Raw genomic sequence first — 25,740 nt, 5'->3', positions numbered from 1 at the left:
TCTTTGCGTAATGCGCCTCTTCACTTCTAACTTCCTCTGCATATTTATTGTTTATTAGGTGCAAAATACATAAAATGTCGAATTATCCGATGAACCCGACAGGTGAATCGATCGAATGACAAACCAGACAATGCTTGCCGGTAATAAACACGTCCATTTGACGAACGGAAAGACCCTCGCGGAGGAACTCGACCGCATCAACATGCTTGACCACCTTGAAAGAGGTGATCAGCTGCATCTGAGCGACGATTGGGTTCAAACGTTGTTCAACAATGTTTCGGACTACATTTTCGCAAAGGACCGTCATCACCGGTTTGTCATGGCGAACCGTCAGGTTGCGCTTGATCTCGGCCTTCAGGACCCGTCCCAGGTAATTGGCAAGACGGATCTCGAGCTGCACCCGCTGGAGACCGGCCAAGTGTATATGGACACGGAAGCCGAGATCATGGCGTCCAAGGAAGCCCGGATCGACTACGAAGAAATCGCGACGCCGAAAAACGGCGCGCGGCGTTGGTTGTCGACATCGAAGTACCCGGTCTTGAACGACAGAGACGAAGTCGTTGGTATCGTCGGGATCTCGCGCGACATCACTGAACGCAAGAAAGCCGAGCTCCTTCAGCAGGGGCAGAACAAAGTTCTTCAGGACATTGCGACGTCCAAACCGTTGCACGAGGTTCTCGAAACCCTGGTTTTGACCATGGAAAGCCAGATGGATGGCGTCATGGCCTCCATCATGCTGGTCAGCGAAGACGGTGAACACCTGCGTCCGGCGGTCGCCCCGAACTTGCCCGCGCGCTACGTCGAGTTGTGTCAGGGGACCCCCGTCGGACCGAAGGTTGGATCATGCGGGACCGCTGTTTACAGGCGGGAGAGCGTGTTCGTGGAGAACATGCTGGAACACGAGCTTTGGAGTGACTTCTGGGATCTCATCCGTGAGTTCGACATGCGGTCCTGCTGGTCGGTGCCGTTTTTCGGCAAGGACTCGCGTGTCCTCGGCACCTTCGGGCTCTACGCGAATGAAGTGCGCGGGCCGACGGAACACGAACACAAACTCGCCGTGGAGGCGGCCCGCCTGGCGTCGATCGCGGTGGAACGGGAGCGCGCAGAGACCGAAATACGGTACCTGGCCAATCATGACGTTCTAACCGGACTTCCGAACCGGCACGATTTCAAGTCCAAGCTGTCCGAGAAAGTGGCCGAGAGCCTGACCTCCGGTGACCCGGTCGCGGTTCTGTTTGTTGATCTGGACGACTTCAAGCTCGTCAATGACAGTTTCGGCCACGCCGTGGGTGATCAGGTTCTCATGATTATTGCCGAACGCATTTTGTCCGTGCACAGCGGTCAGCATGAATCAGTGCGTTTCGGGGGAGACGAATTTGTCCTGATCGTGGAAGGGGAGCACGCGCAGAAACTGGCGCTTGTCGACCTGATGACGAGGCTCAGGAACGAAATCACCAAGACAATCTCAATCGGCGATCTTTCATTTCACGTGACCTGCAGCATCGGCGCAGCAAGCTGCCCGTCGGACGCCCAGGATGCCGAACAGCTTCTGAAGAATGCCGACAAGGCCATGTTCGAAGCCAAGTCCCAGGGGCGGGACGGTTTCAAGTTGTTTGAACATTCAAGGCCGAAGAAATCCTTCAATCGGCTGACCTTGCTGGAAGAAATGCGTCGCGGCATTGAAAACGGCGAATTCCATCTCGAGTATCAGCCCCAATACGATCTCTTCAGCGGAAGAATTGTCGGCGCCGAAGCGCTGGTGCGCTGGCGGCATCCGTTTCTCGGAAGGTTGATGCCTGACGATTTCGTTCCACTGGCTGAAGATAGCGGCCTGATCGTTCCGCTTGGGCGATGGGTGTTATATGAAGCCTGCCGTCAGAACAGGGAATGGCAACGCCAGGGCCTGCCGACGATCACGATTGGCGTGAATGTGTCTCCCAGGCAGTTTCGCGATGCGGCACTGACCGGTGATGTCTGCGACACGCTCGCGCAGACCGGACTTTCGGCGCAACACCTCGAACTGGAAGTCACTGAGAACCTTCTGATGAAGAATGCGGATCAAGCGGTCAAGCTCATGGACGATTTCCGCAAGATCGGTCTGAAGCTCGCGATCGATGATTTTGGAACGGGATATTCCAGCCTCATCGCCCTGAAGAACTTTCCGCTGACGCGCCTGAAGATCGACCAAAGCTTCATTCGGGACCTCGAAACGGACGAGAATGATCGCAGCATTGCACGCGCCATCATCTCACTCGGTCGGGAACTCGGATTGAACGTTGTGGCTGAAGGGGTTGAAACCGCAAAACAGCAGGCGTTCCTGGCCAGTTGCCAGTGCGAAACCGTACAGGGTTTTCACTTCGGCAAACCGATGCCTGCGGAAAGACTCGGCAAGCTTTTGGGCATGTCGCTTACCCCCATAAGCGCGCAGTTCGGCTAGAATTGACGGGCTTTCTCAGGTCGGTCAAAAGCCTTGGCCATAAAGACCGACAAACCTCGAGAGGATCTTGGCCTTTGTTTCTCGATCAAAACCGTCATCTGCGAAAATCTGCTTGATTGCGCGCCCTGCGGCACTTTCCTCTTCGAATATGTACGGAACATGCCCGCCGCACATCGCGCTCATAAGAATGTTCTCCTTGTTTCCGGAGCCGGGCGGGTGTTCAAAGTCGTAGCTCCGCACGACAAATATGTATCGGGCACCAGATGTGGGAGGGTCGTGCCTGTGTATGCTGTGGTAGTGAAGAACAATGCTCTCCGGCAGAGACTTCTTGCTGTGGAGTACGTCCTTGATGTCGAAGTGCAGCCTGTTCTTCAAAAATTTGCTGTCACGATCTTGAATGCTGGATTCGGCGATCAGCTCACCAATCAGCACGCCTCCGGATTTGAGCGTACTGGAGAGACTGATTGAGTGGAAACCCTGGCAAGCGAACGCTGCCTGGCCCGATAAAAGCAGCATTGCGAAAAGGAAATGACCTGCAGCGAACGTAAATCCATAAAAAGCTCTTCGCATGAGACCTCTGTTTCGCATCAAAACAGCAATTGATGCGAAGCAGACTAAAACCTGAAATTGGCTGTTTTTGTGACTACACTTTCTGCATGACATACGATCCGGGCGCGTCTTCAAGGATCTTGACCCGGTTGGCGCCCGGCTTGCGCGCCTTGACGGTCGCCCCGTCGTTCTTACGGATCCATTGATCCCAGTAGGGCCACCAGGAACCCGGGTGTTCTTCCGCATTCTTGAGCCAGTTCTCAAGCGTTCCCTTTGCTTCGCCACCGGTCCAAAACTGGTACTTCTTCTTCGCAGGGGGATTGACGACACCGGCGATGTGCCCGGATCCGGCCAGAACATAGTCGACGCGGCCGCCGAAGCAGCCGGACCCGAGAAAGACCGATTTGGGCGGCGCAATGTGATCCTCTCGCGTGGCGAGATTGAAGATCGGAATGGTGACCTTGGAGAGATCGAGCGTTTCGCCGGCAACTTCCATCTCACCCTTGGACAGCTTGTTATCCAGATAACAATTGCGCAGGTAGAACGAATGGTTCGCAGCCGGCATGCGCGTTGAATCGGAGTTCCAGTAGAGAAGATCGAAAGGGAAGGGATCCTGGCCTTTGAGATAGTTGTTCACCACATAGGACCAAATCAGGTCATTCGATCGCAGCATGTTGAACGCAGAAGACATTTTGGACCCGTCCAGATAGCCTTGTTCCGCCATCCGTTTTTCCAGGACCGATATCTGTTCTTCGTCCACGAACACCTTGAGATCGCCAGCAAACGTGAAATCGACTTGTGTCGTGAAGAACGTCGAGGTCTTGATGCGCTCATCGCCGGCTTTCGCCATATAGGCCAGCGTCACAGCCAGCAGCGTTCCGCCGACGCAGTAGCCGATCGCGTTGACCTCCTCTTGCCGGGTGGCGCGCTTGATGACGTCCAGAGTGTTGAGAATACCCTCCTGCATATAGTGCTCGAAGCTCTTCTGAGCTTGCCGCTCGTCAGGGTTGACCCAGGAGATGACGAACACCGTATGTCCCTGATCCACGGCCCATTTGATGAAGGACTTTTCCGGGTTCAGGTCGAGGATGTAAAACTTGTTGATCCAAGGCGGAACGATCAGCAGGGGCCGCTTGAGGACCTCGCCGGTCGTTGGGGTGTATTGAATCACCTGGCAAACATCGTTCTGCGCGATCACCTTGCCCGGTGTGTTGCCGAGGTTGTCGCCCAGCTTGAACTTGGATGGATCCGTCTGCCTGATCTTGAGTTCGCCCTGACCCGTTTTCAGATCCTCCGCCAGGTGCTGCATGCCCTTTACGAGGTTTTCGCCATTGCTTTCCATGGTCAGGCGCAGCAGTTCCGGATTGGTCAGAACGAAATTCGACGGGGACACCGCATTTGCGATCTGGGTGACGTAGAACTCGGCCTTGTGACGCGTGTGCTCATCGAGCCCCTGCGCATCGTGCACCATCTCTTCGGCCCACTTGCTGGTGATGAGATAGAGCTGTTTGATGAAATCGAAATACTGGTTGTCGTTCCATTCGGGGTCCGAAAAACGCCTGTCCTTTGCAGGTGTCTTGACAGCCGGTTCCGCCTGCTCGCCCATCATGCGTTTCAGGGACGAGTTCCACAATTCGATGTAACCGCCCCAAAGCCTTGACTGCGCTTCCAGGGCGCGTTGCGGGTCGGAGGCCCAGTATTCTGTCACCTGGGCCAGGGTCTTGACCACGCCGGTCAGTTCGTCTGTCGATTCGTGCTTCACCTTGCCTTGTTCGCGCGGCTCGATATAGGCGGCCAGCGCCTTTCCCGCCTGCTCCAGCGTCTTTGCAAGGTTTTGGGCAAACGCTTCCGGATTGTTGATAATGTAATGCAACATCGGATGCGGGCGGTCGTCAGACATCGGTGTGGTTTCCTCCGGTGTATTCTTTGTGCCGCCGCCAGATCCTGACGAGCGGTGTTGGTCTTCAAACGCGTTATCTGGTTGTCATTTCGCCAGTATTCTTCCGCCATTCCTATATGGCATATGGCGCGCGCTCAGTCGATCCGTATTGAACCTCATCAAGTCGGTAGCGCCAGCGTCGGGAACGCGCAATGCCACCGCCTGAACACGCGCCTGTTCTCCGGCAGGAAACCTTGATACCTCTGGAAAAAATCCGAAACATGCCGCATGGCGGGAAAATACCTGATAGCGTTCCGGGAGAGACCGGTGCTGTCTCGGATGCACCGCTTCGGGAGGAACACGGTGAGGTTGACTGGCATGCGCGCAATTTCGGGCGCCATACTTCTCTGCTTTGTTCTGACGGCGTGCGGCGTCGGGCCGGGTACGCCGCTGATCGTGGCCCTGAAACGTGACAAATCCCAACTGGACGGGAATGTTCCCAAACCCAAGGGCTATGACCGACCGGTCAACTCGGGCGTTTCCAGCGGACTTATCAATCCTGACGATCGCAAGGAGACGGCCGAGTACCTAGAATCGCTTGCGACACCGCAGTAAGCCTCACACATCGAACATGTTTTCGAGGCGCTTGACGCAGGCATCACCCGCATCCGGGCCGTATGCTCTCGAACTTGCATCGAATTGATGCGAACAGCGTTTCTGCCTTAATCGTTTTAATTCGGGTGGCACGGATCGTCCTGGAAATTTCTTTTCGGAAAACCAGCCAAAATTAGTTGGCTAGTTTCGCAAAGACGGATGCGAAAACGCTTTGAGGCTGCTAAAAGAGCCCCGCCGCGCGGTCATTTCGTGTCTGCGTGCTGCCACATAGTCAATTCGCAAGGATCAGCGCCATGGAGGAATTCCATAAGATCAAACGGCTGCCGCCGTATGTCTTCGAACAGGTCAACCGTCTGAAGGCAAAAGCGCGCGCTGCAGGTGCTGACATTATCGACCTTGGAATGGGAAATCCGGATCTGCCGACACCGCGGCACATTGTCGATAAGCTGACTGAGGTGGTGCAGGACCCCAGAACACACAGGTACTCGGCGTCAAAGGGCATCCAGGGTCTTCGAAAGGCGCAGGCTGCCTACTATGGGCGCCGCTTCGGAGTGAAACTCGATCCCGATACTCAGGTGATCGCGACGCTCGGGTCGAAGGAAGGGTTCGCGAACATGGCGCAGGCGATTTCCGCGCCCGGGGATGTGATCCTGAGCCCGAACCCCAGCTATCCGATCCACACCTTCGGTTTCCTCATGGCCGGCGCATCGATCCGCAACGTGCCAGCCGAACCCGGGCCGGCCTTTTTCGACGCGCTCGAGCGCGCGGTCATCCATTCGGTTCCGAAGCCGATTGCAATCATTCTTTGCTACCCTGCAAACCCCACGGCCTATTGCGCCGATCTCGACTTCTACAAGGACGTCGTTGCGTTCGCGCGCAAGCATGACATCTTCATTTTGTCCGACCTTGCCTACTCGGAAATCTATTTCGGGGCGACGCCGCCACCCTCCGTTCTCCAGGTGCCCGGTGCAATGGACGTGACCGTCGAATTCACATCGCTTTCCAAGACATTCTCGATGCCCGGCTGGCGGATGGGGTTCGCCGTTGGCAATGAACGTCTGGTGTCGGCCCTGTCGCGGGTGAAGTCTTATCTCGATTATGGTGCGTTCACACCAATCCAGGTCGCCGCAACTGCCGCGCTGAACGGTCCCGAGGAATGCATCGCGGAAACCAGGCAGGTTTACAAGAAACGCCGGGACGTCGTGGTGGACAGTTTTGGCCGGGCCGGATGGGACGTTCCGGCACCCGAAGCCAGCATGTTCTGCTGGGCACCGATCCCTGAGAAGTTCCGGGCACTCGGCAGCCTGGAATTCTCCAAGCTCCTCCTTGAACGCGCCGATGTGGCTGTCGCTCCGGGCCTGGGTTTCGGCGAACACGGAGACGATTTCGTGCGCATCGGCCTGGTCGAGAATGAACAGCGGCTTCGGCAAGCTGCGAGAAATGTTCGCCGCTTTCTTGAAACTGCAGACCAAAAGCTGCACAACGTCATCCCGCTTGAGACTTCTGGCTGAATTGAACTGGACAATAATCTGTATGGCTGAGGCATTGAAAATTGGCGTCGCTGGTCTTGGCACCGTCGGCACGTCGGTTGTGCAATTACTGGAAAAACACGGTGAGCAGATTGCCCGAAAGACCGGAACAGCCGTGACGGTCACCGCCGTGAGCGCCCGCGATCGTTCCAAGGATCGCGGCATTGATTTTTCCGCCTGCGCTTGGTTCAGCGATCCTGTCGAGATGGCACGGACCGCGGACATTGACATCTATGTGGAGTTGATTGGTGGTGAATCCGGTGCTGCGGAGGACAGTGTCCGTGCTGCGCTGGGACGCGGCGTCCATGTCGTGACCGCCAACAAGGCCTTGCTTGCCCGCCACGGTGTTGATCTTGCGGAGCTTGCCGATGCAAACAACGCAGCCCTGAATTACGAGGCAGCGGTCGCCGGCGGAATTCCCATCGTCAAGACGCTGCGCGAATCCATGGCAGGCAACGACATAAGCCGCGTTTACGGGATATTGAACGGAACGTGCAATTACATCCTCACACGCATGGAAGCGGAAGGGATCAGCTTCGAGGATTGCCTTAAAGACGCACAGCGTCTGGGCTATGCCGAGGCGGACCCGACCTTTGACATCGAGGGCAACGACACCGCGCACAAGCTGGCGATCCTGACCAGTCTTGCGTTCGGGACCAGGATTTCGAGCGACACGATATTCATGGAAGGCATTACGTCCATAACCACGGCGGATATCCAGGCAGCGGACGAACTCGGCTTCCGCATCAAGCTCCTGGGTGTGGCACAGCGTACCGACACGGGTATTGAGCAGCGCGTACATCCCACGATGGTGCCGAAGTCGTCGGCAATCGCGCGGATCGACGGTGTCCTGAACGCGGTTGCGGTCGACGGCGACTATGTCGGTGAGATCGTGCTGGTTGGACCGGGCGCGGGTGGAAATGCAACTGCATCATCCGTGGTCGCCGATATCGCCGACATTGCCCGTGGAGACGCAACCACCGCGCTCGGAATGCCGGCGCGTGACCTGAAAGACTACCAGCGTGCGCGTATGCGGCTGCACGAGGGCGGCTATTACATCCGTCTGTCCGTGTTCGATCGTCCCGGCGCCTTCGCCGAGATTGCACGGTGCATGGGCGACGCCGGCATTTCACTGGAATCGATTGTTCAAAAAAGGCAGTCCGCGGAAGAACCGCCGGTGTCCTTCGATGCCGCGCAGCCTCAACCTGTCATCTTGATCACGTATGAAACGACCGAGGTTGCGATCAAGGAGGCTCTGGATGTCATCATGTCCAAAGGCGTCGTTGCCGAACCTCCGCAGATGATACGCATTGAAAAGCTGAACTGATAGCAAGGTACCCACCGCTCGGCGCGGGGGAGAGACTGGAGATTTTGATGTCCGACACAGAAAATCAGCCGTCGAGTGGACTGGACCGGATTCTGACCCTTGAATTGGCTCGCGTGAGCGAAAGGGCGGCCGTGTCTGCTGCGCGTCTTCGGGGACACGGAGATGAAATGGCAGCTGATCAGGCGGCGGTCGACGCCATGCGCCGTGAGCTGAACCGCTTGCCGATCGACGGCACGGTTGTTATCGGCGAGGGCGAACGCGACGAAGCCCCGATGCTCTACATAGGTGAGAACGTTGGAACGAAGCAGGGACCTCAGGTCGATATTGCGCTCGATCCACTGGAAGGCACCACCATCTGCGCCAAGAACCTTCCGAATTCGCTGGCTGTTATCGCATTGGCTCCGGCCGGCGATCTGCTCAACGCCCCCGACAGCTACATGGACAAGATCGCCATTGGCCCCGGCTATCCCGCTGGTCTGATCGATCTTGACGCACCGGTCGCCGACAACATTGCCGCTGTTGCAAAGGAAAAGGGTGTTGCTGTTTCCGAAGTGACGGCATGCGTTCTTGACCGTCCCCGTCACGCGCGCCTGATCGAGGATATTCGTGCCACCGGCGCTGCAATCCGTCTGATTGGTGACGGCGACGTGGCCGGCGTCATTCATACCACCGATCCTGACGAGACCGGCATTGACATCTATGCCGGCATCGGTGGAGCTCCCGAAGGGGTTTTGGCGGCTGCCGCTCTGCGCTGTATCGGCGGCCAGATGCAGTCCCGGCTGGTCATCACGCGCGACGAGCAGGTCGACCGTGCCCACCGCATGGGTATCGAAGACATAAAGAAAAAGTACACGCTGGAAGAAATGGCGGGACCGGATGTTCTGTTCGCGGCCACGGGCGTGACAGACGGAAACTTCCTTCAGGGCGTCCGGTTTGGGCGCGAGCACATTACCACCCACACAGTGGTGATGCGCTCTTCGACGGGAACAGTGCGCTACATCAAGGCCCAGCATCATGATCTGGAGAAATTTCACCTGGATTGAGCGCTGGACCAAAGGGCTTTTGAGGGTCAGGATCCGGTTGTTGTTTGAATGATCATGAACTCCGATGAGGAAGACGGGCGGCTCGTACTGGGGGTCGCCAAATCTGCAAACGACAACGCCTGGCGCGAGCGCCTAAGCGCATCCGAAACGCGGACAGCGTTGGCAATTGCGCAGATGGAGGGCATTCCGGACGTTTTGGCGCGCGTTCTGGCCGCGCGCGGCGTGGCGCAGGAAAAGGCCACCGATTTTCTGGAGCCAACCCTCAAGTCCCTGATGCCCGATCCCTCCAGCCTGCAGGACATGGACGCTGCCGTGGAGCGGGTCGCTGACGCTGTTCAAGCGTCGAGGAAGATTGCGATCTTCGGAGACTACGACGTCGACGGTGCAACGTCTTCCGCCATTTTTGCCAAGTACCTCAATTGGCTTGGCCTGGACCCGATCATTCATATTCCCGACCGCATCGTGGAAGGATACGGTCCCAACGGCCCGGCAATTGAACACCTGCATGCAAGCGGTGCTGAATTGCTGGTTACTCTGGATTGCGGCAGCACCTCTGCTGAAGCCTTTGAAACGGCCCGTTCGCTCAATCTCGATGTGGTCGTGATCGATCACCACCAGGTTGGTGAAACGCTTCCCGAAGTCGCGGCACTGGTCAACCCGAACCGTCAGGACGATCTGTCGGGGCAGGGTCATCTGGCCGCGGTTGGCGTCACGTTCCTGTTTTTGGTCGGCCTGAACCGGGAACTCCGGAAACGCGGCGCGTTCGGGAGCGGCCGGCAGCCGGATTTGATGTCGCTGCTTGATCTTGTCGCCCTTGGAACGGTCTGCGATGTCGTTCCGCTCAAGGACCTCAACCGGGCTTACGTGACCCGGGGTCTGGCGGTGATGCATCAGCGGCAAAATCCCGGCCTTACGGCGCTTGCAGATGTGGCCCGGGTGAACGGCAAGCCCGTTCCCTACCATCTGGGATTTCTTGTCGGACCGAGAATCAACGCAGGCGGCCGGATCGGCGATGCTGCCCTTGGCGCGCGCCTGCTCACCACGCAGGATAGCCACGAGGCCCGCGCAATCGCGGAACGGCTTGATCAGTTGAACAACGAACGCCAGGCCATGGAAGCGCATATGCTGGAAGAAGCGGGGGCCGAGGCGATGGCGACCATCGACGCGCGTGATCCGGCTGTGCTTCTCACCGGTTCCGACGACTGGCACCCCGGGATCGTGGGCTTGATCGCCTCGCGTCTGAAGGAGACACACAGACGTCCGGCTTTCGCCATTGCCTACGATGCGTCGGGCAAGGGAACCGGGTCTGGCAGATCAGTTTACGGTGTCGATCTTGGCAGCGCCGTCCGCAAGGCAGTTGAAAACGGGCTTCTTGAAAAAGGCGGCGGCCACGCAATGGCCGCCGGCCTGACCGTGCAGCGCGATAAAGCTGATGAGCTGGAGGTTTTCTTCAACAAGATTCTCAAGGATGATGTTGAAGAGGCGACAAAAAAGAGAGAAATCCGAGTCGACGCGGCGCTGACAGCAACCGGCGCGACTCTCGATCTGGTGGAAATGCTGGAAAAAGCCGGACCCTTTGGAGCAGGGCAAGCCGAGCCTGTTTTTGCGTTTCCCGCACATCGCATCTCTTTTGCCGATGTCGTTGGAAAGGGACACGTCCGGGCAACCATTGCCTCCGGAGACGGGGCGTCATTGAAGGCGATCTGTTTCAAGGCGGAAGACAAACCCCATGGGAAGATGTTGCTGGAAGGCAGGGGGCGCAATCTCCATCTGGTCGGCACGCTTTCGATTGACACCTGGCAGGGCACACCCAAGGTGCAGCTGCGCATCCTCGATGTTGCCTATCCCCGGAAAAGCCGCCTTTGAAGCGTCCCCGGGCAAGTGGCCATTAACCAAACCCTAAGGCTCGTTCCATAAGCTTTCATCACGAAGGAATCGTGAGGGAAAGATATGCGCGCTCAGAATGAGCTTTCGCCATACTTCGCGGAAATTGACAAACGCACGGACAATGCGCTGAAGGGCATTCGTGAGGTGCGCCGGTCCGCGAAACTGAAATCCTTGCCATCGGAACCGAGAGGGACAGTTGTGGGAGGCGGGTTCTTTGTTCTATTCGCGGTTTTTATCGGTTTCTTTCTGGATTGATCCGGACTCCTATTCGCACTTGAAATCAAGCGGCCACCGCTCTTATGTCTGACAACTGAACTGTTGGAGACACCTGCGGCATGACCGATTATCCCATTGCGCTCTGGTCCTTTAACCTCGGTCGAGCTCCAGCCTCGGTGGCGGCCTTGGCACGCATCATTGACGAAGAAATGTTGAAGGCTGCAGCAAGCGGTGCGAAGCTGCTCATGCTTCCGGAATACTTCATCGAATGCTGTCTCGCTTTCAAGCCGGCAGGACTGCCACCTGACCGTGAAATGGCATTCCTCGCGGACGTGGGCGATGAATTGCTGGACTTGCTGGCGCCCCTGCCTCAGAAGCACAAGGTTGCTCTTCTGGCCGGAACAATGCCGGTAAGAGCAGACGACGGCATTACGAACACCGCGTTTCTGCTGACAGCGGATGGCCGCAGGATCAGGCAGGACAAGCTTTGTCTGACACCATTTGAGCAGGACCCCGAAACCTGGAACCTGACACCAGGGAATCAACTCTCTGTTTTTGAGCTTGATGGTTTAAGAATGGCGATCCTGATTTGTCTGGATATCGAGATGCCCGCGCTGAGCTGCCTGCTTGCAAAAGCGAAACCGGACCTCATTCTGGTGCCGTCAATGACGGAAAAACACTCGGGCTACCACCGTGTCTATGGCTGCGCCAAGGCCCGGGCGGTTGAATTGATGTGTGCTGTCGCCGTGTGCGGTGTTGTCGGTGTCTCGAAGGGAACGACACAAAACGAGTCCAGTGTTTCGGGAGCCGCTCTTTATGTGCCATGCGAGGAGAGCCTTGGCTTCACGGGCATTGCGGCCGATGCTGCGCCGACAGACGGAGCCTCTTCCGAAGAGCCTTACCTGACATGTGCCGTGCCGTTGAAAGAGCTGAATGACCTGAAAGGCGGCAAGGCGGAAGTGTGGCCGGGTGCCTGGAGCGCGGACGCGGTTTCGTTGAAAGCCGATGACTTAACGTAAATTGTGATTAAGTAGTAAGCCCGATGCACAAAGTGCGCTTTTGTCTAGACAAGTCCGGTGAATATCATTAAGTACACACCTCCATCAGAGAAAGGTGTGAAAGTGAGTCTGTCCAGATCGTTTGTTAAGGGGGATGCGTCTTGGCTGCAGGGGCTGCTGGGTTTGTTTTACAAGCCGGCCCGTTTGCAGATCGCTGCCCTGTGCATGCGACCGGGTGTGACCGAGAATGAAATTCTTCTCGTTTCGACACGGGATACGGGTCGCCTAATTCTACCGAAAGGTTGGCCGGAATCTGACAAACAGGACCATGAAACAGCCGCAACGGAAGCTTATGAGGAAGCGGGCGTCGTCGGGCGGGCCGACCCGTGCGCGCTTGGGACTTTCAGTTCCTACAAGGGCCGGTCTGACGGGTCCAAGTTACGAACCAGAGTGTTGGTCTTCAAGCTGCAATTCGAGAAACAGCTGAGCAAGTTCCCGGAGCTGGGGCAGAGGCAAATTTTGTGGCTGCCTTTCTCCGAAGCCGTGGACCGGGCCAACGAAAACAACCTGAAGCGCTTTCTCCGCCATCATCGAGCTGAAATTGCCTAGGGTGCGGACTCATAAATGAAGTCAATTTGGTTTGGATCGTTTTGACCAACTGCGAGAAGCGAAAGCGCAGGAAATGTGGTTCATTTTCAAGCCTTTCGCGACGTGGCAGATGGTCAAAACGGCCAAGTCCGAAGGACGGCAAAATGGCTGTACCTCGCAGCGTCACCGCGCTTGACCGGGCAAAAAGCCCGCTCTGCACGCGCTTCCTCCCGAGTTATTGCCATTTCTGCCGCCAAATCGGCTTCATTTATGCGTCCGTACCCTAGTCACCTGAATCTGAAGTTCGACTCATTTTGCAGCGGTCTTCGAACGAACTTCAGATTCAAGAAGGTGACTAGCAAGTCCATGTTTCTAGTGCGGTTTGCGAATTTGAAGTTCGCTTCGGAGTCTGCAGAAGCAATGATGCGAACTTCAAATTCACCGCACTAGGAAATCCCTTCGGATCGTTTTTCCGCGCTGACGGACAGGTGTCCGGACGCTTCGAGCGAAAGATGTGCCCAGACCGGTAAATGGTCGGACGCAACGCGCGCGGTCCTGGATTTGTGAACGCCCGCCTTTTGCACGGTGAATTCAGGGCTCGTGATGATCCGGTCAAGACTGCCGACAGGCAACGGGGCCGGAAAACTCTTGCCCGGTGTCGTGACTTCGTAGCGTTCTTCAAAAAGCTTCAGGCTGCGCGCCGTGTCGCGCCACTCGTTCAGATCGCCGATCAGAACGGTCGGCAGATAGTCGAGATTTTCATGCAACTGGTGCATCAGCGAGCTGATCTGTTTCTTGCGGAAGTGCCCCAGCAGGCTGAGATGCATGGCGGCCACGCGGATCTTTTCGCCGCCAATATCGAGATCCACCGCGACGGCGCCGCGCGGCTCAAGCGTCGGCAGCTCCAGCTTGCGGAAATCGATGATGCCGATCGAGTCCCGGACCAGGATCGCGTTGCCATGCCAACCCAGGCTCCTGCCGTTTTCTGAAAAGGGGACTGGCCGGTACCCGGTTTCTGCAAGGATCGTGACCCGGTCCAGCGTGCTTTCGCGCGGACCGAAGCGCTTGTCGGCTTCCTGCAGCGCCAGGATATCGCAATCGAGTTCGCGGATGACCTTCAGGGTCCGTTCCGGGCGGCGGCGGGCATCGACGCCGATTGCTTTTTGTATGTTGTAGGAACCGATCTTGAGCATGCCGCAGAGAGATGCGGGATTTGGCAGCTGTTTGCAAGTCAACGCTTCGAGAAACCCATGGATGAGTGGATGTGTCTATTTCAATTCGCGTTGAGATTTGGCCCCCGGAAAGAAAAAGCCCCTGGGGAGCAGTCCTCAGGGGTTTTGAACGATAGCGGGGTCGCATCAGGCCGCTTCCAGTTCTCCGGCGGACTGGACCAGCAGTCCGGCAACGTAGTCCATGAAGGAGACCCACGCTTCCACGACAAATGTATCCGGACCGGTTCGCCACACCAGCACGGGAGATTTGTGGAAGATCGTTCGTGAAACCATGCCGACCGGAAACGCATCGAGTGAAAAGTCGATGAAGATGCCCGTATTGAGCAGCCAAACAGCCTTTTCACCGCTCACGATGATCGCTTCCGATCGCTCCGATATATCCACCAGTGCGTGCGGCTGGTCCTTGAGGCGGGTTTCGATCGCCTCGAACACGGTGCCCAAGTCGTCTTCCGGAGCCAGGAGGGTCCATTCGTCCGGGCCCATCCACAGGGCGGCGCGCTTGTCTCCGAGTTCGCAGGACATCGGCTTGATTGGCAGAGCGGCACCGAATGCACTGCCGGCATCATCCAGGGCGTCAGGCCGCGCACGGAATGAGAGCCGCGTCACCGGCGCTGCCTTGAGGATCGATACCTCGCCGAGGCTCAAAAGCGGGTCGGCCCCGGCGTCGGGCGTGATCAGGTCATTTGCCAGAACGTCAGACATTGATCCGTGCTCCTTCCTTGTCATAGAACACCGGACCAGTCACTTCGACCGGGATGCTTCCGTCCGGCATGGGGACATAAAGCGTCTTGCCTTCAAGGGCATGACCGTTCTTGACGACGGCCAGCGCAATCGTCCGGTCAAGAGCCGGGCTGAAGTAGGAAGATGTGACATGGCCGTCCGCGGGGGTTCCGGTAGCCGGATTTTCCGCGGTCGTAATCTGCGCACCTTCCTCCAGCTTCACTTTCGGGTCCTTGGTGAGCAGCCCGACGAACTGCTTGCGGTTCTCCGCGACGAGATCGGGACGTTCCAGCCCGCGTTTGCCGACGAAGTCGAGTTTCTTTTTGCCGATCGCCCAGGTCATGCCTGCGTCCTGCGGGGTCACGGTTCCGTCCGTGTCCTGCCCGACAATGATGTAGCCCTTTTCGGCACGCAGGACGTGCATGGTCTCCGTGCCATAGGTGGTGCCGTCATGCTTCCCGATTTCCGTTGCCAGCGTCTCCCACATCATCTTGCCGTGGCGGCGCGGCACATTGATTTCGAAACCGAGTTCACCCGTGAAAGAAATCCGGAAGAGCCGGCAGGGGACGCCGCAGAATGTGGCCTCGCGGACACTCATGTGCGGAAACGCTTCGTTGGAAAGATCGACGCCCTCAATGAAAGGGGCGATGACGTCGCGCGCCTTCGGTCCCTGAACGGCCGCAACGGCGTATTGTTCGGTTGTCGAGGTGATCCAGACGTCCAGATCCGGCCATTCGGTCTGAAGATAGTCTTCCATGGTCGCGAAAACGCTCGGCGCGCCGCCTGTCGTGGTGGTGACATGGAAACGGTCATCTGCAAGTCGTCCGATCACGCCGTCGTCGGTAATGAAACCGGCGTCATTGAGCAGAAGACCGTAGCGGCAGCGCCCGGGCGCGAGCTTCTTCCACGGATTGGTATACATGCGTTCCAGGAATTCCGCCGCATCCGGTCCGACAACCTCGATCTTGCCGAGGGTCGACGCGTCGAACAGGCCGACACTGTCGCGAACTGTCTTGCACTCGCGCGCGACGGCGGCATGCATGTCTTCGCCCGGTTTCGGAAAAAACCAGGTCCGCTTCCATTGTCCGACGTCTTCAAATACACCGCCGTTGTCTACAACCCAGTCATGTGACGGGGTCTTGCGGACGGGGTCGAAGAAGTCGCCGCGGGCCACGCCTGCAAAGAGGCCAAACGTGGTCGGCGTGTACGGCAAACGGAACGTGGTCAGACCGACGTCGGTCATCGGACGCTCCAGCGCTCCGGATGCAATCTGCAGCGCGTTCATATTGGATAGACGGCCCTGGTCGGTCGCCATGCCGGTCGTCGTGTAGCGCTTGATGTGCTCGATGGAATGCATGCCTTCGCGAACGGCCAGCTTGACGTCCTTTGCGGTGACATCGTTCTGGTAGTCCACGAATGCCTTGACCCTGGACACGTTGCGATCATGAGGCAGGGCGCCGAGCGTACCGCCTTCACCGGCTTCACCGCCGCTGGCCGCCGCGTATGTAACCTTCGCGGACTTGCCGGTTGCAGCCTTTGCGGCCTCCTCACCGGCGGCATACCCGTCTTCAAGCGTTGCCTGCAGGCCGTAGAGGCCTTTTGCTCCTCCAACGGAACGCTCTTTTTGCACGGATTTTCCGGGGACATAGGCGCCCTTGTCGCCATCCCAGACAACCTTGCCGCGGGACTGGGAATAGAGACTGACCGTTGGCGTCCAGCCGCCGGACATCAGCAACGCATCGCAATCGACCTGTCCGCCCGAGGCAACCTGACCGGATGTCATCAGTTTGCCAAGGAGCGCAGCCTTGATGCGCTTGCGCCCGAGCGTTCCGGTGACAACGCAACCGGCCTCGACACGTATGTTCCGGGCCTTGGCGATCGACATGAGGCTCTCGGGCGGCGTTTCGCGCATATCGGCGATCGCGGCTATCTCTACACCATGGTCGGCAAGATCGAAGGCGGCCTGCCAGGCGCTGTCGCACGCCGTCGCGATCACCACCTTGTGGCCGACCTTGACCCCGTACCGGTTCAGGTAGGTGCGCCCGGCCTCGGCCAGCAGGATGCCGGGACGGTCATTTTCCGGAAACACCATCGGTCGCTCGATCGCGCCCGAAGCGATGACAACTTGCTTTGCCCTCACTTGCCAAAGCCGTTCCCGGGGAAGTTTGGGGTCGGGCTGTGAGAGGTGTTCGGTCACACGTTCGGCAAGCGCAACGTAGTTATGCGCGAAGTAACCGAAGGCGGTGGTCCTGGACAGCAGTCTGACATTGTCCATTGTGGCGAGTTTGCCGACGGTCTCCCCGACCCATTCTGCAGGGGTCTTGCCATCAATAGCCGCGTTGGTCTCTGTCAGCAGCGAGCCACCGAACTCCGCCTGTTCATCGCACAGGATAACGCTCGCTCCGGTTTCCGCTGCCGCAAGCGCAGCTGCAAGACCGGCCGGTCCCGCGCCCGCAATCAGCACATCGCAGTGTGCGTACTGGTTTCCGTAAAAGTCCTGATCCGGGTTCTTTGGCGGTTTGCCGAGCCCGGCAGCGGCCCGGATCACCGGTTCATAGACCTTGTCCCAGAAGGACTTCGGCCACATGAAGGTCTTGTAGTAGAACCCGGCCGGAAAGAACATCGACAGCCGGTCGTTGATCGCGCCGACGTCAAAGCCGAGCGAGGGAAAGCGGTTCTGGGAAATCGCTTCAAGACCCTGGTAGAGCTCGACCTGGGTTGCGCGAAGATTTGGTGTCTGGTCGCCATGCCGGTAAATCCCGACCAGAGCATTCGGTTCTTCCGAACCGGCGGTGACGATGCCGCGTGGGCGGTGATACTTGAACGATCTGCCGACCAGGTGAACACCGTTGGCAAGCAAGGCGGAGGCAAGCGTGTCGCCTTCGTGACCTTGCATCTGTTCACCATCAAAAGTGAAACTGATCTGGCCGGCCCGGTCGATCCGGCCGCCTTTCTCTGTACGGAATGGCTGGCTCATTTGCCGGCCTCCTTGGCACCGTTTTCAAGGTCGGGCATCGGTTCGCCCGCCTTGTAGAAACTGAGGAATTTGTCTGAGACCGTGTCGCGAACCGCGTTGAAGAAACGTCCGCATCCGTGGATATGACGCCATCTTTCCGCGTAAACGCCTTTGGTGTTGCTTCGCATGTAAAGGAAGTTCACCCAGTCTTCGTCGCTTGTATCCGACGGATCGGCAGGGCGCGCGATGTGGGCCTGACCACGGCACGAAAACTCCGTTTCCGGGCGCTCGACACCGCAATAGGGGCAGTAAACCAGTAACATCTGATGAAATCTCCCCTCAGTGAGCCACGGCGGCTGCGGCCGCTTCGTCGATGAGACGCCCGGTGCGGAACCGGTCGATTGTGAATGGTGCGTTGATCGGATGCGGTTCGTCCCTGGCAATCGTGTGTGCAAAGACGTGACCGGATCCAGGTGTCGCCTTGAAGCCGCCGGTGCCCCAGCCGCAATTCACGTAAAGCCCCTGGACCGGTGTCTTGGACAGAATCGGTGAACGGTCCGGCGTCACGTCGACGATACCGCCCCAGTTGCGCAGCATGCGCATGCGCCTGAAATGGGGAAACAGCTCGCAGATCGCGTCGATTGTGTGGTTCGAAATGTGGATGCCACCGGTCTGGGAATAGGAGATGAACTGATCCGTTCCGGCACCAATTACAAGTTCGCCCTTGTCCGATTGCGAGATATAGGCGTGGATCGTGTTGGACATCACGACGCATGGGAAGGCGGGCTTGACCGGTTCGGAGACGAGCGCCTGAAGGGGGTAGGATTCAAGCGGCATGCGCACGCCGGCCATATCCATGACGGTCGATGTGTGCCCGGCTGCAACGACGCCGATCTTTTTGGCCTTGATGAAGCCTTTCGAGGTTTCGACGCCTTCTACCGCACCGTCCGCTCCGCGGCGGATGCCCGAGACGGCGCAATTCTGGATAATGTCGACGCCCATGTCATCCGCACCGCGCGCATAACCCCAGGCAACAGCGTCGTGACGTGCGGTCCCGCCGACGCGCTGCAGGGCCGCGCCCATGACGGGATAGCGGATGTTCTTCGAGATATTGAGGGGCGGACAGTAGTCCTTGGCCTGTTCGGGCGACAACCACTCGTTCTGGACCCCCGCGAGCCTGTTTGCGTGGATATGGCGCTGCGCGACCTGAACATCGTGGACCGTATGCGCCAGCATCATCACGCCACGTGCGGAATACATGACATTGTAGTTGAGTTCCTGCGACAGTCCCTGCCAGAGACCGATTGCGTGATTGTAGAGCGCAGCGCTTTCTTCCCAGAGATAATTGGATCGAACAATCGTCGTGTTCCGGCCGGTGTTGCCCCCTCCGAGCCAGCCCTTTTCAACAACGGCGACGTTGCGCACTCCGTGTTCCTTGGCAAGATAGTAGGCCGTTGCCAGACCATGTCCGCCAGCGCCGACAATCACGACATCGTATTCTGATTTCGGTTCAGGAGAGCGCCACTGACGTCCCCAGTTCTGGTGCGCGGAAAAGGCGTTCTTGGCCAGTTCCAGGAAGGAATATCGCTTCATAAAGCAGCGGCTCCGCACGTTTCGCGCTGTTTGCAGACATCGACGGTCATGAACACAGCGCGGCTTGATTGAATTTTCAGGCGGCGACCATAACGGTGCGTTTATGGGCCGTCCATTGCCGGGCATAATTACGATTGAGCCCCTATGTGCGTATAAGGTTTCAGTCGCCTGCTTGTCAGAATACGACATAGGTGTCGTATTGCCCGCGTCCATTGGAAGCAACATGGGCGAAAATCATTGAAACGAAACAACTTACCGGAATTGAAGGAGACGTGTTGTCTATGATGATTCCGTTCTGATTTTCGCTTTCCGGACACCTGAAGTCGTTTCGGTTCTTGCAATTCAGACCGGGGCCGGTAACTCTCGTCGCAGAGCTATTTCAGGGAGGTCTTTCAATGGAAGTTCGTGCAGCTGTGGCCGTGGGGGCCGGAAAACCGCTTGAGGTGACCACGGTCAATCTTGAGGGTCCGCGTGCCTTTGAGGTTCTTGTTGAGGTGAAGGCGACGGGTATCTGCCACACGGACGAGTTCACGCTGTCCGGTGCTGATCCGGAAGGACTGTTTCCGGCGATCCTGGGCCACGAGGGTGCCGGTGTCGTTGTGGAGGTGGGGCCGGGGGTGACCACGCTGAAGCCTGGCGACCATGTCATTCCGCTCTACACGCCCGAGTGCCGCAACTGCGAATACTGTCTGAACCCGAAGACCAATCTGTGTCAGGCGATCCGCTCCACCCAGGGGCAGGGGCTGATGCCGGACGGTTCGTCCCGTTTCACCACGCTCGATGGCGATCCGATCCTGCATTACATGGGCACCTCGACCTTTGCCAACTACACGGTTGTTCCGGAGATCGCGCTCGCCAAGATCCGTCCCGACGCACCGTTTGACAAGGTCTGCTACATCGGCTGCGGCGTGACCACCGGCATTGGCGCGGTCATCAACACGGCCAAGGTGGAAGAGGGATCGCGGGCGATCGTCTTCGGCCTTGGCGGCATCGGTCTCAACGTGATCCAGGGCCTGCGCCTTGCCGGTGCGGACCAGATTGTGGGTGTGGACCTGAACCCGGCCAAGGTGGAGTTGGCGACCCGTTTCGGGATGACGGATTTTGTCAACCCGTCCGAGGTCGAGGGCGACCTTGTGCCTTATCTTGTCGATCTGACCAGCGGCGGTGCGGACTACACCTTCGATGCGACGGGCAATGTGAGCGTTATGCGGGCGGCGCTTGAATCGGCCCACAAGGGCTGGGGCGAAAGCATCATCATCGGTGTGGCTCCTGCCGGAGCGGAGATCGCAACGCGTCCGTTCCAGCTGGTGACGGGCCGCTCCTGGCGCGGCACGGCCTTTGGCGGTGCCCGCGGGCGTACGGACGTGCCCAGGATCGTCGACTGGTACATGGACGGCAAGATCGAGATCGATCCGATGATCACCCACACCATGCCGCTCGAAGACATCAACAAGGGCTTCGATCTCATGCATGCAGGCGAATCCATCCGGTCCGTCGTGCTCTACTGATCTCACGGGACCGGGGCACTCCCGGTTTCAGCGCCTCCGGGCCAAGATCGACGGCATGGGTAACGGAACGACCCGATCAGAATGTGTTCCGGCAAGAGAGCTGTTTCGGTTTCGAAGCGGCTCTCTGTCTTCCAACAGGCAGGAAATCATGAAAACCATTTCGGAAAACAAGGCTTTCGGCGGCGTCCAGGGCGTCTACTCTCACGAATCGGAGGCTTGCGGATGCGAAATGACCTTTGCGGTTTATCTGCCGCCGCAAGCCCAGGAAGGCCCGGTTCCCTGCCTCTGGTACCTGTCGGGTTTGACCTGTACGCACGAAAACGCGATGACCAAGGCGGGCCTGCAGGCACATGCAGCTGAATTCGGTATCGCGATCGTCTTTCCCGACACCAGCCCCCGTGGAGAAGGGGTTGCCAACGACGAGGCCTATGATCTCGGTCAGGGAGCAGGCTTCTACGTCAATGCCATCCAAGACCCCTGGGCTCCGCATTTCCAGATGGAAACGTATATCGCCAGCGAGTTGCGGGACCTCGTAACCGAGAACTTTTCGGTCACCGTTCATCAGGGGATCACCGGTCACTCGATGGGGGGACATGGGGCGCTCACCCTGGCGATGAAATTTCCGGGACAGTATCAATCGCTCTCCGCTTTTGCTCCCATCTCCAATCCGTCCGCATCCGACTGGGGTAAAAAACAGCTTGGTGCCTACCTCGGTACAGAGGAAAGCCTCTGGCGCGCCCATGACGCCTCACTGCTGCTGAAGGACAAGGGCTGGGTTGGAGATGTGCTCGTCGACCAGGGCGGCGACGATCAGTTTCTTGAACTCCTGAGACCCGCCGCGCTCGCAACTGCGCTCATCGAAACCGGCACGGCCCATTGTTACAGGCTTCAGGAGGGTTACGATCACTCCTATTACTTCGTTGCGAGTTTTGCCCGCGATCACGTCGCCTGGCACGCAGAAAGACTGAAGAGTTGAAAAGCGCTTCAGGGTTGACGCGGGACGATCTTCAACGCACCGAGCGCGAGGGAGATCCATCCCACGATCAGGAACATGCCGCCGATGGGCGCCGCCATTGGGAAGAGCCCGCTCCCCAAGAAGGCGCGGCTGAGAAGATCACCGCAGAAAAGGGTCAGGCCGACAAAGAGAAACAGCGCCGTAACCGGAAGAAGCAGCACCTTGCGGAGTTGGGCAAGAACGCCGATGCCGAGGAAAACGGGCGCGTGAAACATCAGCATTCGCGCTGCGGTGCCAAGCGAGGCAGACCCGTCCGAGTGTGCGGCCAATGCAAGCGAGACCACTCCGAACACACCCGTCAGGCCACTGATTGCAAGGCAGAACTTCAACAGGCCTGCGGTCGGTTCTGGTGGCGGTGCCATCGGTTTTATCATGCGAAATCCCTGAACGGTCGAAACCGGCCGGTTAAGTACCGGCCAGCCGACATTCAGGCCGCAAATCCGCGCTTTTTCAAGAGGGCGTCGATTTTCGGCGGACGTCCGCGGAAAGCTTTATAGGTTTCATCCGGGTCGGGCAGGCCGCCGGCTGAATAGATGTGGGTATGCAGACGGGCCGCCGTTTCCGGGTGGAAGATATCTCCCGCCTCCTCGAATGCACCAAAGGCATCCGCGTCCATGACTTCGGACCACATGTAGCTGTAGTATCCCGCAGAGTAGCCGTCGCCTGAAAACACATGCTGGAAATGAGGAATACGGTGGCGCATCGTAATGGCGTCGGGCATCCCGATCTTGCCGAGTTCCGTCTTTTCAAACGAGCGGATATCAAGCTCGCCCGGTTCTTCCAGCAGATGAAGCTCCAGATCCATCAGGGCAGAGGCCGTGTATTCCACCGTCGCAAAACCCTGATTGAAATTAGCGGCGGCGAGAAGCTTCTCCAGAAGCTCCGGCGGCATCGTCTCGCCGGTCTTGTAATGCGTTGCAAATTTCGACAGCACCTCTGGTTCGGAGAGCCAGTGTTCATAAAGCTGCGAGGGCAGCTCGACGAAATCACGCGCGACGCTTGTCCCGGAGATCATTGGATAGGTGACGTCGGAAAGCAGCCCGTGCAGTCCGTGCCCGAACTCGTGAAAAAGGGTCCGCGCGTCATCGAACGTGAGCAAGGTTGCTTCGCCGGGGGCACCCTTTGAGAAATTCATCACGTTGACGATGATCGGCGTGACGTCTCCATCCAGCTTGTGCTGCGAGCGGAAGGCGGTCATCCAGGCACCGGACCGTTTTGAGGGCCGTGCGAAATAGTCGCCGAGAAAGAGCCCGACATGATTGCCATCGGAGCCAAGCACCTCATAGACGCGGACATCCGGATGATAGACCGGAACATTGTCCAGTTCCCTGAAGGTCACGCCGAACAGACGCGTGGCGGTGTCGAAAGCCGCTTCGATCATGTTTTCCAGCTGCAGGTATGGCTTCAATTCGGCTTCGTCGAGATCATGTTCCGCCTTGCGGACCTTTTCTGAGTAATACCGCCAGTCCCAGGCTTCGATCGTGTGATTTTCACCTATGCTCGCCGCCATTTCGGCGAGCTTTTCCTGCTCTTCGCGTGCCTGGGTAACGGCAGGTTCCCAGACCTTGGTCAAAAGGTCCCGCACGTTAGCTGGCGTTTTCGCCATGGTGTCATCCAGCTTGTACTGTGCGAAGTTATCAAAGCCGAGCAGCCTTGCCTTTTCTGCACGCAGGGCAAGCGTCTCGGCTATGATCGCCTCATTGTTCGTATCACCGTCCAGTTCACCGCGCGAACTCCACGCGCCGAACGCTTCTTCGCGGAGCCGGCGGTTGGTTGAGAACTGGAGGAACGGCTCGATGCTTGACCTTGAAAGCGTGATCACGTGTTTGCCGTCCTGGTCGCGCTCGCGTGCTGCTTCCGCGGCAGCGGTCAGAAGGAAGTCCGGCAGGCCCGCCCGGTCTTCCCCGGTTTCGAGCACAAGCTGATACTCCGATTCGTCTTTCAGGATGTTCTGGGAAAACCGGGTGCCGAGCGTCGCCAGCCGTTGCGATATCTCGGCCATCCGCGCCTTGCCGGCTTCGTTCAGTCCCGCACCGGCGCGCTGGAACATCTTGTGATACCGCTCAAGCACCTTCGCGTTTTCGTCTGACAGTCCGAGCGAACCGCGTCTCTCCCAAAGCGTGGCAACGCGATTGTAGAGTTTCTCGTTCAACAGCATGTCCGAGGAGTGTTTGGCAAGTTTCGGTGCAATGTCGCGCTCAACCTTCTGAAGCGTTTCATTGGTATGCGCGCTCGTGAGATTGTAAAACGTCCGCGCAACCCTGGTCAGTTGCTCACCGGATTTTTCCAGGGCGGCAATCGTATTTTCAAAGTCCGGCTCGCTTGTTTGCCCGGCAATCGCATCGCTCTCCCGGCGCGCTTCCGCCATGGCGGCTTCGAAGGCTTCTTCAAAGTGGCCCGGTTCGATCTTGTCGAACGGGGGAAGTTCGAACGGGGTCGTCCATTCGGCTAGCACCGGATTTGTCGTCATGTTGGTCCTCGGTAAGATGAAGTCTGTTTGCAGGTTCATATGGAGAGGCAGAGCATTTCAGCCAAGTGCTGTCGCAACGATGGCAAAGAAAAGCCCGGCCCCATCGGCGGATGTCCGGTCTGCTGAGCAGTGCCGGCCTCGCACATGGATGGGTGGGGGCTACCACATGCTTTTTGCTGCGCGGCCGGGCCACTCCGCATCATAGGCGTCGCCGTCAAAACCTTGCTTGATCTCCTGCATGATCATCCCCGGTGACGGCAGGGAGGAGGGGTCCCGCAGGTTCTCCGGCTTCCAAAGGCCGGCGCGCATAATGGCACGCGCGCATTGAAAATAGACCGTTTCGATGGTGATCACGATCACTGATCGCGGGAGATGTCCCTCCATATCGAAGGACGCCAGAAGGTCCGGGTCAACGGAAATCGCGGCGCGCCCGTTGATCCGCAGAACGTTGTTCCAGCCGGGGATCATGAACATGAGCGAAACACGCGGATCGCGGATGATGTTGCGGAGCGAATCGATACGGTTGTTTCCGCGGCGGTCCGGCATCTGAAGCGTCCTGTCGTCCGCAACACGAACGACAGACCCGTCGTCTCCACGCGGCGAGCAGTCAAGACCCTCCGGGCCGCAGGTGCTCAACGCGCAAAACGATGACGATTCCACGATGCTGCGGTAGTGAGGGCTCAAGCAACCTATCTCTTTTATGGTAGAGGCTTCACCTGCAACACCATAATAGCTGTGCAGGTCCTCGAGCGACTCGATGAATGACATGTGGCGAAATCCTGATGAAAAATTAGGCGGTTTGCTTGCTGATGGAACATTACTGCGATGCCTCGCGGCGCGTCAATTTCGTTGGCCACAACCTATTGGAGGTGCATGCGTGCAACTTTGGTCTAAGTGGTTGATCAGGTTATAAAAATCAGGCAGTGATCAATAGTATTTTTGCGTTGCAACATTTAAATGCTTAAGTCGCTAAAACTAGTATGAAAAAAAGATATTGCGCTGCGAAAAAGCAAGGTATTTTTCTGCCGGGACGGGCGTGAATACTTCGAAAGTCTAATAAAGCGTTTAGCCGGCACGATCCGATAGTCGTATTGCTGATTTGTAATGACTTTTTCTACAGTCCCCCCAGCTTGCGGTTTTGACGTTGAGGAACCGGTTTTCCGGTCGGGGAACACTCC

20 protein-coding genes are annotated in these 25,740 nt (G+C 57.9%); 10 read left to right on the top strand and 10 right to left on the bottom strand.

Annotated elements, in window-relative coordinates; translation table 11 throughout:
* The first annotated feature begins 115 nt into the window (after window positions 1-115).
* Window positions 116-2,437 carry a sensor domain-containing protein gene (locus RDA78_RS23265; protein WP_434052146.1) on the top strand — a complete coding sequence of 774 codons (2,322 nt, stop codon included), beginning with the start codon at window positions 116-118 and terminating at the stop codon, window positions 2,435-2,437.
* Between the two features lie 24 nt (window positions 2,438-2,461).
* On the opposite strand, the gene RDA78_RS23260 is transcribed toward RDA78_RS23265, so the two are convergent.
* Window positions 2,462-3,121, bottom strand: coding sequence for a hypothetical protein (locus tag RDA78_RS23260; RefSeq protein ID WP_434052145.1), 660 nt, complete (start codon window positions 3,119-3,121; stop codon window positions 2,462-2,464).
* A complete protein-coding gene (locus RDA78_RS23255) occupies window positions 3,081-4,886 on the bottom strand; it encodes a PHA/PHB synthase family protein (RefSeq protein ID WP_434052144.1) in 1,806 nt (601 codons plus the stop codon). Before RDA78_RS23255 ends, RDA78_RS23260 begins: the two co-directional genes overlap by 41 nt.
* Window positions 4,887-5,243: 357 nt before the next feature.
* Between RDA78_RS23255 and RDA78_RS23250 the strand changes: the two genes are divergently transcribed.
* The 7 genes from RDA78_RS23250 to RDA78_RS23220 all read left to right on the top strand — a co-directional run bounded on the left by RDA78_RS23250 (window position 5,244) and on the right by RDA78_RS23220 (window position 13,089).
* Window positions 5,244-5,480, top strand: coding sequence for a hypothetical protein (locus tag RDA78_RS23250; protein ID WP_434052143.1), 237 nt, complete (start codon window positions 5,244-5,246; stop codon window positions 5,478-5,480).
* Window positions 5,481-5,773: 293 nt separating this feature from the next.
* Window positions 5,774-6,991, top strand: a complete 1,218-nt coding sequence (locus RDA78_RS23245; protein ID WP_434052142.1) for an LL-diaminopimelate aminotransferase — start codon at window positions 5,774-5,776, stop codon at window positions 6,989-6,991.
* Window positions 6,992-7,013: 22 nt separating this feature from the next.
* Window positions 7,014-8,336: a homoserine dehydrogenase gene (locus RDA78_RS23240; protein ID WP_434052141.1), complete on the top strand. Its 1,323-nt coding sequence runs from the start codon at window positions 7,014-7,016 to the stop codon at window positions 8,334-8,336.
* Window positions 8,337-8,383: 47 nt separating this feature from the next.
* On the top strand, window positions 8,384-9,379 hold the full coding sequence (gene glpX, locus RDA78_RS23235) for a class II fructose-bisphosphatase (protein WP_421982792.1): 996 nt from the start codon (window positions 8,384-8,386) through the stop codon (window positions 9,377-9,379).
* A gap of 48 nt (window positions 9,380-9,427) precedes the next feature.
* Complete coding sequence (recJ, locus tag RDA78_RS23230) at window positions 9,428-11,245, top strand: single-stranded-DNA-specific exonuclease RecJ (protein WP_434052140.1); 1,818 nt, start codon at window positions 9,428-9,430, stop codon at window positions 11,243-11,245.
* Window positions 11,246-11,601: 356 nt separating this feature from the next.
* Complete coding sequence (locus tag RDA78_RS23225; RefSeq protein WP_434052139.1) at window positions 11,602-12,501, top strand: nitrilase-related carbon-nitrogen hydrolase; 900 nt, start codon at window positions 11,602-11,604, stop codon at window positions 12,499-12,501.
* A 96-nt stretch (window positions 12,502-12,597) separates the two neighbouring features.
* Window positions 12,598-13,089, top strand: a complete 492-nt coding sequence (locus RDA78_RS23220) for an NUDIX hydrolase (protein WP_434052138.1) — start codon at window positions 12,598-12,600, stop codon at window positions 13,087-13,089.
* A gap of 425 nt (window positions 13,090-13,514) precedes the next feature.
* On the opposite strand, the gene RDA78_RS23215 is transcribed toward RDA78_RS23220, so the two are convergent.
* The 5 genes from RDA78_RS23215 to RDA78_RS23195 all read right to left on the bottom strand — a co-directional run bounded on the left by RDA78_RS23215 (window position 13,515) and on the right by RDA78_RS23195 (window position 19,569).
* A complete protein-coding gene (locus RDA78_RS23215; protein WP_434052137.1) occupies window positions 13,515-14,261 on the bottom strand; it encodes an endonuclease/exonuclease/phosphatase family protein in 747 nt (248 codons plus the stop codon).
* A 165-nt stretch (window positions 14,262-14,426) separates the two neighbouring features.
* Window positions 14,427-15,002 carry a sarcosine oxidase subunit gamma gene (locus RDA78_RS23210; RefSeq protein WP_434052136.1) on the bottom strand — a complete coding sequence of 192 codons (576 nt, stop codon included), beginning with the start codon at window positions 15,000-15,002 and terminating at the stop codon, window positions 14,427-14,429.
* Window positions 14,995-17,997, bottom strand: a complete 3,003-nt coding sequence (locus RDA78_RS23205) for a sarcosine oxidase subunit alpha family protein (protein WP_434052135.1) — start codon at window positions 17,995-17,997, stop codon at window positions 14,995-14,997. Before RDA78_RS23205 ends, RDA78_RS23210 begins: the two co-directional genes overlap by 8 nt.
* Window positions 17,994-18,299, bottom strand: a complete 306-nt coding sequence (locus RDA78_RS23200; RefSeq protein WP_434052134.1) for a sarcosine oxidase subunit delta — start codon at window positions 18,297-18,299, stop codon at window positions 17,994-17,996. Before RDA78_RS23200 ends, RDA78_RS23205 begins: the two co-directional genes overlap by 4 nt.
* Window positions 18,300-18,315: 16 nt before the next feature.
* Window positions 18,316-19,569 carry a sarcosine oxidase subunit beta family protein gene (locus RDA78_RS23195; protein WP_434052133.1) on the bottom strand — a complete coding sequence of 418 codons (1,254 nt, stop codon included), beginning with the start codon at window positions 19,567-19,569 and terminating at the stop codon, window positions 18,316-18,318.
* Window positions 19,570-19,964: 395 nt separating this feature from the next.
* Between RDA78_RS23195 and RDA78_RS23190 the strand changes: the two genes are divergently transcribed.
* Entirely contained in the window at window positions 19,965-21,077 is a 1,113-nt protein-coding gene (locus RDA78_RS23190) for an S-(hydroxymethyl)glutathione dehydrogenase/class III alcohol dehydrogenase (RefSeq protein ID WP_434052132.1), read from the top strand.
* 148 nt (window positions 21,078-21,225) lie between these two features.
* A complete protein-coding gene (gene fghA / locus RDA78_RS23185; RefSeq protein ID WP_434052131.1) occupies window positions 21,226-22,053 on the top strand; it encodes an S-formylglutathione hydrolase in 828 nt (275 codons plus the stop codon).
* Window positions 22,054-22,061: 8 nt separating this feature from the next.
* Here fghA and RDA78_RS23180 read toward each other — a convergent pair whose 3' ends face one another.
* The 3 genes from RDA78_RS23180 to RDA78_RS23170 all read right to left on the bottom strand — a co-directional run bounded on the left by RDA78_RS23180 (window position 22,062) and on the right by RDA78_RS23170 (window position 25,330).
* Entirely contained in the window at window positions 22,062-22,454 is a 393-nt protein-coding gene (locus tag RDA78_RS23180; RefSeq protein ID WP_434052130.1) for a DUF423 domain-containing protein, read from the bottom strand.
* Window positions 22,455-22,519: 65 nt separating this feature from the next.
* Window positions 22,520-24,562, bottom strand: coding sequence for a M3 family metallopeptidase (locus RDA78_RS23175; protein ID WP_434052129.1), 2,043 nt, complete (start codon window positions 24,560-24,562; stop codon window positions 22,520-22,522).
* 159 nt (window positions 24,563-24,721) lie between these two features.
* A complete protein-coding gene (locus RDA78_RS23170; RefSeq protein ID WP_434052128.1) occupies window positions 24,722-25,330 on the bottom strand; it encodes a pyridoxamine 5'-phosphate oxidase family protein in 609 nt (202 codons plus the stop codon).
* Window positions 25,331-25,740 lie beyond the last annotated feature (410 nt).

This window comes from Roseibium sp., from assembly GCF_051016195.1.
Classification (GTDB): Bacteria; Pseudomonadota; Alphaproteobacteria; order Rhizobiales; family Stappiaceae; genus Roseibium.
This window is presented reverse-complemented; position numbering and strand designations above follow the sequence as displayed.

Bases quoted from the DNA above. Each gene is read 5' to 3' on its own strand.
- RDA78_RS23205 (WP_434052135.1), bottom strand. From the start codon at position 17,997: ATGAGCCAGCCATTCCGTACAGAGAAAGGCGGCCGGATCGACCGGGCC.
- RDA78_RS23255 (WP_434052144.1), bottom strand. From the start codon at position 4,886: ATGTCTGACGACCGCCCGCATCCGATGTTGCATTACATTATCAACAAT.
- RDA78_RS23240 (WP_434052141.1), top strand. From the start codon at position 7,014: ATGGCTGAGGCATTGAAAATTGGCGTCGCTGGTCTTGGCACCGTCGGC.
- glpX (WP_421982792.1), top strand. From the start codon at position 8,384: ATGTCCGACACAGAAAATCAGCCGTCGAGTGGACTGGACCGGATTCTG.
- RDA78_RS23250 (WP_434052143.1), top strand. From the start codon at position 5,244: ATGCGCGCAATTTCGGGCGCCATACTTCTCTGCTTTGTTCTGACGGCG.
- recJ (WP_434052140.1), top strand. From the start codon at position 9,428: ATGATCATGAACTCCGATGAGGAAGACGGGCGGCTCGTACTGGGGGTC.
- RDA78_RS23200 (WP_434052134.1), bottom strand. From the start codon at position 18,299: ATGTTACTGGTTTACTGCCCCTATTGCGGTGTCGAGCGCCCGGAAACG.
- RDA78_RS23175 (WP_434052129.1), bottom strand. From the start codon at position 24,562: ATGACGACAAATCCGGTGCTAGCCGAATGGACGACCCCGTTCGAACTT.
- RDA78_RS23225 (WP_434052139.1), top strand. From the start codon at position 11,602: ATGACCGATTATCCCATTGCGCTCTGGTCCTTTAACCTCGGTCGAGCT.
- RDA78_RS23245 (WP_434052142.1), top strand. From the start codon at position 5,774: ATGGAGGAATTCCATAAGATCAAACGGCTGCCGCCGTATGTCTTCGAA.
- RDA78_RS23190 (WP_434052132.1), top strand. From the start codon at position 19,965: ATGGAAGTTCGTGCAGCTGTGGCCGTGGGGGCCGGAAAACCGCTTGAG.
- RDA78_RS23180 (WP_434052130.1), bottom strand. From the start codon at position 22,454: ATGGCACCGCCACCAGAACCGACCGCAGGCCTGTTGAAGTTCTGCCTT.
- RDA78_RS23265 (WP_434052146.1), top strand. From the start codon at position 116: ATGACAAACCAGACAATGCTTGCCGGTAATAAACACGTCCATTTGACG.
- RDA78_RS23170 (WP_434052128.1), bottom strand. From the start codon at position 25,330: ATGTCATTCATCGAGTCGCTCGAGGACCTGCACAGCTATTATGGTGTT.
- RDA78_RS23210 (WP_434052136.1), bottom strand. From the start codon at position 15,002: ATGTCTGACGTTCTGGCAAATGACCTGATCACGCCCGACGCCGGGGCC.
- RDA78_RS23195 (WP_434052133.1), bottom strand. From the start codon at position 19,569: ATGAAGCGATATTCCTTCCTGGAACTGGCCAAGAACGCCTTTTCCGCG.
- RDA78_RS23215 (WP_434052137.1), bottom strand. From the start codon at position 14,261: ATGCTCAAGATCGGTTCCTACAACATACAAAAAGCAATCGGCGTCGAT.
- fghA (WP_434052131.1), top strand. From the start codon at position 21,226: ATGAAAACCATTTCGGAAAACAAGGCTTTCGGCGGCGTCCAGGGCGTC.